At 66.9% G+C, this 8,851-nt stretch carries 7 protein-coding genes; all 7 read right to left on the bottom strand.

Annotation, left to right across the window (positions count from 1 at the left end):
• Positions 1-7: 7 nt before the first annotated feature.
• The gene (locus tag C0461_RS02500; RefSeq protein WP_292103643.1) at positions 8-1,588 is read right to left on the bottom strand and encodes an aldehyde dehydrogenase (NADP(+)); all 1,581 of its coding nucleotides are present in this window, start codon (positions 1,586-1,588) and stop codon (positions 8-10) included.
• A 162-nt stretch (positions 1,589-1,750) separates the two neighbouring features.
• Entirely contained in the window at positions 1,751-2,512 is a 762-nt protein-coding gene (locus C0461_RS02495; RefSeq protein WP_292103641.1) for a FadR/GntR family transcriptional regulator, read from the bottom strand.
• Between the two features lie 73 nt (positions 2,513-2,585).
• Positions 2,586-4,085, bottom strand: a complete 1,500-nt coding sequence (locus C0461_RS02490; protein ID WP_292103640.1) for an alpha-N-arabinofuranosidase — start codon at positions 4,083-4,085, stop codon at positions 2,586-2,588.
• A 22-nt stretch (positions 4,086-4,107) separates the two neighbouring features.
• Positions 4,108-5,439 carry an extracellular solute-binding protein gene (locus tag C0461_RS02485; RefSeq protein ID WP_292103647.1) on the bottom strand — a complete coding sequence of 444 codons (1,332 nt, stop codon included), beginning with the start codon at positions 5,437-5,439 and terminating at the stop codon, positions 4,108-4,110.
• Positions 5,440-5,441: 2 nt separating this feature from the next.
• A complete protein-coding gene (locus C0461_RS02480; RefSeq protein WP_292103638.1) occupies positions 5,442-6,284 on the bottom strand; it encodes a carbohydrate ABC transporter permease in 843 nt (280 codons plus the stop codon).
• Entirely contained in the window at positions 6,281-7,189 is a 909-nt protein-coding gene (locus C0461_RS02475; protein WP_292103636.1) for a sugar ABC transporter permease, read from the bottom strand. Before C0461_RS02475 ends, C0461_RS02480 begins: the two co-directional genes overlap by 4 nt.
• A 3-nt stretch (positions 7,190-7,192) precedes the next feature.
• A complete protein-coding gene (locus tag C0461_RS02470) occupies positions 7,193-8,275 on the bottom strand; it encodes an ATP-binding cassette domain-containing protein (RefSeq protein WP_292103644.1) in 1,083 nt (360 codons plus the stop codon).
• Positions 8,276-8,851 lie beyond the last annotated feature (576 nt).

Raw genomic sequence — 8,851 nt, 5'->3', positions numbered from 1 at the left:
GGCTCCTTTATCCGGCTGGGCGCAGAACGCCGTCGACCAGTCTGTTGATCTTGAGGGGGTTGTGATCGGCCAGGGCGGCCGGCAGCAGATCAGCGGGCAGCGCCTGGTAGCAGACAGGCCGCAGGAAACGGTCGATGGCCAGGGTCCCGACGGAGGTGAAGCGCGGATCCGAGGTGGCGGGGAACGGGCCTCCGTGAACCATCGCATGGCTCACCTCCACGCCGGTGGGCCAGCCATTGGCGAGGATGCGCCCGGCCTTGGTTTCGAGGTGAGGCAGGAGACGCCGCGCCAGATCGTGATCGGCAGGCTCCAGATGCAGGGTGGCGGTGAGCTGGCCTTCCAGGTCATCGATCAGTCGGAGCAGTTCGGCCTCATCGCGGCAGCGCACCACCACCGAGGCCGGGCCGAAGACTTCCTCGCCGAGCCTGGGCTCGGCCATGAATGCCTCGGCGGTGACGACGAACAGGGCGCTGCGGCCCCGGTTGGGCGCATCCGCCGTCCCGCCCGGGACTGCCTGTTCGACACCCTCGACGCCGGCCAGGGTTTCGACGCCCCGGACATAGCTGGCGTGAATGCCGGGGGTCAGCATGACGCCAGCCGGCGTGGCGCGCAGGGCCTCGGCCGCCGCTGCGATGAAGCGGTCCAGCGACGGGGATTCCATGGCCAGGACCAGGCCCGGGTTGGTGCAGAACTGGCCAGCGCCCATGCAGAGGGAGCCGGCGAAGGCCTGGCCCAGAGCGTCCGCCCGGTCATCCAGTGCTGCCGGCAGAAGCAGCACGGGATTGATGGCGCTCATTTCGGCGAAAACCGGGATCGGTTCTGGCCGCTGGGCTGCGATGTGCATCAGGGCCATGCCGCCCGCACGTGATCCGGTGAAGCCGACCGCCTTGATGCGGGGATCGGCCACCAGGGCGCCGCCCAGCTCATGGGAGTCGCCGGCGAGCAGGGAGAACACCCCGTCCGGGAGGCCGCACGTCCTGACCGCGTCGGCGATGGCGGAGGCCGCCATTTCGGAAGCGCCCGGGTGGGCCGGATGGGCCTTGACCACGACGGGGCAGCCGGCGGCCAGCGCCGAGGCGGTGTCTCCGCCAGCCACCGAAAAGGCCAGGGGGAAGTTGCTGGCCCCGAAGACGGCGACGGGCCCCAGGGCGATCTTGCGCTGGCGCAAATCGGGACGGGGCAGGGGCTGCCGCTCGGGCAGGGCCGTGTCCAGGCGGGCGCCGGTCCAGTCGCCCGCCCGGATCACCTGGGCGAACAGCCGCAGCTGGCCGCATGTGCGGCCCCGCTCGCCCTGTAGGCGGGCGGCGGGAAGGCCAGTCTCCAGGCTCGTGCGCTCGATCAGGGCGTCGCCGAGAGCCTCGATGTTGTCGGCGATGGTCTCAAGAAACCGTGCGCGTTGGTCGGGACTGGTTTCCCGATAGACCAGGAAGGCCTCCATCGCCAGAGCGCAGGCGGCGTCCACATCATCCGGCCCCGCCGCGGAGAATTCAGGCTCCAGCAGCGTGTCCGCGGCGGGATTGAACGCCCTGAATCCGGCGGGACGTGCGATCCGTCGTGAGCCGATGAAGAAGTCGCCTGTCAGTGTCATGCAGTCGCACCGCCTTGCAAGGTGAGGAAAGGGCGCCTCGTGCTAAGCATAACTCATACAAATAAACAAGGTCGCGTTGTTGGCTTTCTCAACTTCCGCCGCCCCCAAGTCCTCTCCAGGCGCGAGCTCGGACCAGATCAATGGTTGGGGACTGGTCAGCGATCAGCTGGTTTGGGAAGTGGCGCGCCCGCGGCGGGCTCGCTCGGTCATCTGAATGGGGGTGTCCATGATGGCCAGACGAATGAGCTCGGCCATGGCCTTATGCGCCTGCTTCGGATTGCCGGCGGCCACCGCCTCATAGACCAGTTCATGGTCCGGCACAGGGTCGCGCAACAACGGCGTGGCGCGTTGCTTGAACTCGGTCAGGGCGCTGACGGCGGCGGTGACGCTGTTTGTCAGGGAGATCATGAAGGGATTGCCGCTGGCCGCCAGCAAGGCCCCGTGAAAGGCGCCGTCGGCCTTACGCCCCGCCTCGGTGTTGAGGGTGTGTGCGACCATGCCATCCAGGGCCTCGCGCATGTCCCTGAGGTGGCGGTCCGAGCGGCGTTTCGCCGCCATTTCAGCTGCCGCCGGCTCCACCACCGAACGAAGCTCAAACAGGCTCTGCAGCACCGTGGGGGCGGGATCGCCGGAGAAAATCCACGCCAGCACGTCGGGGTCGAGCAGATGCCACTGGTCTTGCGCACTGACCCGTGTGCCCACCTTGGGTCGACTTTCCACCAGACCCTTGGCCGCCAGAATGCGAACCGCCTCGCGGTAAGGGGTTCGTGACACCTGCAGCAAGGCGCTGGCTTCTATTTCCCCGCCCAGGATATCTCCAGGCTTGTAATGGCCGGCGACGATCGCCAGACCAAGATCACGGGCGATCGAGCTGTGCAGGCGCAGGCCGGTTTTCTTGTCGCGAGGCGACGCAGGCGTGGTCATGGGTGTTTCGATTCCTGTCGCCTCCTTAGAGAACACGCCGGGCCGCCGGACAAGGCCGGCCGTCCCGAAGGGTTCACGCCAGGGTGAAGACGTTCCACGACTGGGCCTTCAATGTCGCTGTCAGCCTCTCGCCGTTAAGCACCGCTGTGCCGTTGTCCGAAGGGGAAACGGCCTCGTCGTCCCGGGTGTTGATCGCCTTCAGATCTGCGTGGTGCAATTGCTCGGCCCCTGTCAGCGCGGTGACGCCGCAGCCGCGCAGTTCGACGTCCAGGGCCATGTCCTGGTCGGTGCTCCGGTTCAGGGCGAACACCGAGCAGGCGCCGGTGTCGCGGTTCCGCACCACTGTGGCCAGGAGATACGGGACCGCTTCATGGTCACCGCCGCTGAAGGTTTCACTGTCGACCTTCAGGCGCAGAACCTCGCCATGGGCGTGCCGTGACGCCTGGGCGAAGGGGTGGAAGATGGTCTGGCGCCACGCCGGGCCGCCAGTTTCGGTCATGATCGGGCCGATGACGTTGACCAGCTGGGCCAGGCACGCGGACTTCACCCGGTCGGCGTTGTTCATCATGGTGATGAGCACGCCGCCCACGATCAGGGCGTCTTCGAAATTGTATATCTCTTCCAGCAGGGGGGGGGCCTCGGGCCAGCCCGGCTTGCGCAGGTGTTCGCCGCCGTGGGCCTTGTACCAGACGTTCCATTCGTCCAGCGACAGCATGATCCGCTTGGAGGAGCGGCGCCTGGCCGCCACGGCGTCGGCGATCGCCGTCACCTCGGTGATGAAGGCGTTCAGGTCCTCGATCACCGTGAAGTAGCGGGCGATGTCGTTCTCGTCGTTGCGGAAATACTGGTGCAGCGAGATGTAGTCGACCTGGTCGAAGCACTGGTCCAGCACTTCGTATTCCCAGGCGGCGTAGGTATCCATGGTCCGGGCGGACGAGCCGCAGGCCGCCAGCTCCAGGTCGGGATCGACCCAGCGCATGACCTTGGCGGTCTCCTGAGCGATGCGGCCGTATTCCCGGGCCGTCCTGGCGCAGATCTGCCAGGGGCCGTCCATCTCGTTGCCCAGGCACCAGAACCGGATGTTGTGCGGCTCCTCGAAGCCGTGGGCCTTGCGCAGGTCCGAATAGAGGGTGCCGCCGGGGTGGTTGCAGTACTCCAGAAAGTGGCGCGCCTCGTCCGGGCCGCGGGTGCCCAGATTGACCGCGAACATGGGCTCGATGTCCGCCCGGCGGCACCAGGTGATGAACTCGTTGGTCCCGAACTGATTGGTCTCGGTCGACCCCCAGGCCAGGTCCAGCTTCACCGGCCGCTGATCCTTGGGCCCGACGCCGTCCTGCCAGTCATAGCCCGACAGGAAATTTCCGCCCGGATACCGGACGATGGTGGGGCCAAGTTCGCGCGTCAGCTCCAGCACATCGCCGCGGAAGCCGTCCGCGTCAGCGGTCTCGTGGCCCGGCTCGTAGATGCCGCCATAGACACAGCGCCCCATGTGCTCGACGAAGGTGCCGAACACCCGCCGGTCCAGCGCTGAGATGACGAAGTCGCGGTCAGCGACGATTTTGGACGACAGCATGGCTTTGCTCACAGTTTTGGGCTCACGGTCTTGAGTTCGAGGTCTCGGGGATGTGGAAGAGAAGGTCGTTGACCCGGTGCTCGGCGTCCGCCAGCGCCCGGTCGATGGATTTCCGGCCCGTGATGGCCGAGGCCATCTCGTCGCCGATGATGTCCTGGATGGCGAACTGTCGCTCCACGTCGCTGGGCAACGGCTCGCCGATTTCCGCCAGCGACGCGATGGACGCGCGGTGCGGCAGCGCCAGATACTCGGGACTCTCGATCACCGCCTGGCTGGTCGGCAGGTGCCCCGTGCGAGACCAGTCCAGGTGATGTTCGGCGAAGAACCGCAGCAGGCGGAACACGGCCTCGCGCTCCCGGGACGTGCGGTCGCGCACCGGCATGACCCAGGCATGGCCGTCGATGAAACTGGCGGGACGACCCGGATACAGCTGGGGATAGGGAACGACGGCATAGCCGCCTTCAAGCGGGGCCCCCGGGCGGTTGGCTTCACGCTCGAAGTCGCCGATCATCCATGTGCCCACCAGATAGACGCCGCCGCCACCGTTGATGAAACCGGCGGTGGCCGCGGAATAGTCCTGGTTCCTCGTGGTCAGGTTCCGGTCGTAGATGTCCTTGAACAACTGAACCGCGCGCCGGGCCTCGGGCGTGGTCAGGTCGATGCGTCGGCGGTCGGCGAAGAAATCCGCGTTCTGCTGCATCAGCAAGGTGTAGAGATTGCGCGTATAGGCGGCCCGCTCATTGGCCATGGACTGGACCAGATAGGGCTTTCCCGTCGCCTCGGTGAAGCGGCGCGCCTGATCCAGCAACTCGTCGGCGCTGGTCGGCAGGACGGGCGATCCGTCCGCGCGCACCAGGCCCGCCTGGCGGAACAGGTTCATGTTGATGTGCCAGAGCGGCGCCCAGATATCGATGGGCAGGCCATAAAGCTCGCCGTCCCGGCTGACGCCGCCCAGGGCGGTGGGGGTGAGCGTCATCCGGTCCACGCCGGCCTGGGCCAGCCCGTCCGCCAGGGGGGCCAGCAGGCCGCGGGACTGATAGTCCGGAATGGACGATACATGCATGGTCACCAAGTCCGGCGGATCCCCCGACGCCAGCCGCGCGGACAGCTGGTCGTAGCCCGGCCAGGGCGCGATGTTCACCCGCACCCGCACGTCCGGGTTCTGCGCCTCGAAGGCGTTGATCAGGGCGGTCATGACGCCGCATTCACTGTCCAGATTTTCGGCGTCGGTCCGGTCCCCGATCTCGGCGCCGCATTCGCCGAAGACGCGCTGGACCTGGATTTCGGTCACGTCCTCTCGCGGCCCGCACGCGGTCAGGGCGACCGCCGCCGCTATGGAGATCACGGCCCGCATCCTCATCGCACCGCCGCTCCCGCCGCCGCGCGCACGATGTGCTTCTGGAAGATGACGTAGACGATCAGGATGGGGATGGAGGCGAACACCGCCTGGGCCATCAGGAACCCCAGGCCGTTGGTCTGGGCGAAGTTCTGCTGGGTGGCGGCGATGCCCACCGTCAGGGTGAACATGCGGCTGTCCGTGGCCGAGATGAGCGGCCACCAGTAATCGTTCCACGCCGCCAGAAAGGTGAAGATGCCCAGGGTCGCCTGGGCCGGCAGCGTCAGCGGCAGCAGCACCTTCCAGAAGACGCGGAACCGCGACGCCCCGTCCAGCATGGCGGCTTCGTCCAGTTCTTTGGGGATGGCCCGGAAATACTGGGTCATCAGGAACACGCCGAACGGAGCGGCCAGTCCCGGCAGGATGAGGGCCGGGTAGCTGTTGTGCAGATCCAGCCAGCTCAGCATCTGGTGCCTGGTGATGATCACCGACTGCTCCGGAATTGCGAGGCCGAAGAGGACCAGAATGAAGATGATGTTGCGGCCGGGGAATTTCAGTCGCGCGAAGCCGTAGCCCGCAAGCGACGACAGGATCAGCACGCCAAGGGTCGTAGCCAGCGCCACGATGGCGCTGTTGATCAGCCAGCGGAACACGCCCGAGCCGCCCAGGATGTCGGCGTAGTTCTGAAGCGTCCATGGCGCCCGAAAGACCGAGTTGGTGTCGCGCAGAAGCTCGACATTGGGTTTGAGCGACAGGCCCAGCATCCACAGCATGGGCGCCATCATGATGAGCGCGGCCAGGACCAGTCCGCCGAGGGCCAGCCAGCGGCCCGTCCGGTCCACGGCGCCGTGGGCGGGGATCATGACTGCTCCTCCCGCGTGCGGGCGATCAGGAACTGCACCATGGCCGCCATGAGGATGATGGCGAACAGGATCTGGGACGCCGCCGCCGCATAGCCAATGTCCCAGCGCCGGAAGCCCACCTCATAGATGAACAGCACAATGGGTCGCGAGGCGCCGTTCGGCCCGCCCTGGGTCATCAGCTGGGCCTGGCCGAACAGCTGGAACTGCAGCACGATCTGGATCACCACCACCAGGGCCACCGCGCGCCGTATGGATGGCAGGGTGATGCGCCACAGGCGGATGAGGGGGCCGGCCCGGTCCAGGGCGGCGGCTTCGTAAAGCTCTTTCGGAACCTGCTGGAGAGCCGCCAGGAAGATCATCATGGGCAGACCCAGGCACCACCACACAGTGGTCAGGGCGATGGCCGGCATGACCAGGCCCGGATCGTCCAGGAACGGTATCGGGGATTGTCCCGACGCCTCCAGGCCGTTGGCGATCAGTCCGCCGTCCGAGATCAGCACCATGCGCCAGATCAGGGTGACGACCGTGACCGACAACACCGACGATGCAAAGAAGACGCCCCGCAGGATCGCGGCCGTGCGGGTCTGGCTGTTGAGGGCCAGGGCCAGCAACAGTCCCAGCAGGGCCAGCGACGGCACGGTCAGAACGACGAAGTAGAAGCTGTTCCCCACCGCCTGAACAAACACCTGGTCCCGCATCAGCCGGACATAGTTCTCCACCCCGACGAAGGTCGCGCCGCCGAAGAGGTCGGCCTTGTAGAGGCTGAGGATCACCCCCGCGATCATGGGCCCGATCAGAAAGGTGACGAACACGAACAGGTACGGGGTCACGAAGGGCAGACCGCTCCAGTCCCGTGTGCGGCGGCCGGGCGGCCGGGCGGCGACGGCAGGGGCCTGGGTGCTCATCAATCAGTCCGCCGCATGCCAGCCGCGGTCGTTGGCGTCGAACAGGTGCGCCGCGACACCGTTCAGCTTGAGGCCGATGCGGTCGCCGATCTTCAGCGGCGTCTGACCCGGATTCTCCGCCACGAGACGCCTGCCCTGATCCGTTGTGGCGTACACATGATCCCGGTCGCCCAGGCGTTCCACCACATCCACGGCCGCGTCCAGATCGCCGGCGCCCGGCGCGGTGATGGTCACAGCATGGGGGCGCAAGGCCAGCCGCCAGCCCTCGCCCCCAGTCAGGCCCTCGCTCGGGACGCGGGTGGCGATCATGAGCCCGTCCTCAAGCCGGGCGTGGGCGAAACCGTCGACACCGGACGTCACGGTCACCGGCAGGAAGTTGATCCGGGGTGAGCCGACGAAGCCGGCGACAAAGGCGGTGGCGGGACGCGCATAGATCTCCACCGGCGTGGCCACCTGCTCGATGCCGTTCTTGCTCATGACGACGATGCGGTCGGCCAGGGTCATGGCCTCCACCTGGTCATGGGTGACAAAGATCATCGCCGCCTCCACCCGTCGCCGCAATTGGGCCAGCTCCAGCCGGGTGCGCAGGCGCAGGGCGGCGTCCAGATTGGACATGGGCTCGTCGAACAGAAACAGGTCCGGCTTCTTGACGATGGCTCGCCCGATGGCGGTGCGCTGGCGTTCCCCCCCGGACAGCATGCCGGGCTTGCGATCCAGCAGCGGTGCGATCTCCAGCATCTCCGCCGCCTCGTCGATGCGGCGGGCGATCTCGTCGGCGGGCGTGCGCGCGTTCCTCAGCCCAAAGGCCATGTTCTCGCGCACCGTCATGTGCGGATACAGGGCGTAGTGCTGGAACACCATGGCCACACCCCGGTCGCCGGGAGGAAGCACATCCACGCGTCGGTCTCCGATGCGGATCTCGCCCGCATCCGCCGTCTCCAGTCCCGCGACCATGCGCAGCAGGGTGGACTTGCCGCAGCCCGAAGGTCCGAGAAAGGCCACGAACTCGCCTTCGCCAATGCTGAGGGAGAGATCGTCGATAACCGTTGTCTGACCGAACCGCTTCGTCAGGTTCAGCAATTCCACGCCCGCCAAACGTCTGTCCCCATATGAAATGCGCCCGGTTGAAGACCCGGTGGTGGCGCTATTTACTCATACAAATGGCACTGCCCCGGAGGCTTTGCAACGAAAAAATGCGGACGATGAGACTGCGGCGGCAGTCATGGGCAGACAACGTATGCTGCCGCCTGCCCCTCCCGACGTTCCCGGCCTTGCGGGCCTCCGACTTCCGGCGCTGGAGGCTGCAATACACACGTGCTCAGACCTCAGGCGCGCTCTTCCAGGTGAGCCCCAGGGCGATGTGGGGCGGGCAGGGGCCACCGCCTGGACCGCAGCCTTGGCGGCGCCTTCCCAAATGCGCTGGAACGCCATGCGCGCCGTTCAGGGAGAGCCGCACGATCCGGGTGCTGCGGGCCGCCTCGGACCGGCCGTGAAGAGGCGGGGCCGCCCATGGGCCACAAGACCGGTCTCTCCCGGCTGAAGGAGGGCCGTCGCCCGATCCTGCAACCAAACGCCGGCCCCGCAGTAAAGAATATCGCCGGTGCTAGGAGGGCGCGCGGCAACAGTCCTGTTGGAGCGCGCGCTCCTTCGCTGGCGCCTGGG

It is taken from the genome of Brevundimonas sp., assembly GCF_013823285.1.
Classification (GTDB): Bacteria; Pseudomonadota; Alphaproteobacteria; order Caulobacterales; family Caulobacteraceae; genus Brevundimonas.
This window is presented reverse-complemented; position numbering and strand designations above follow the sequence as displayed.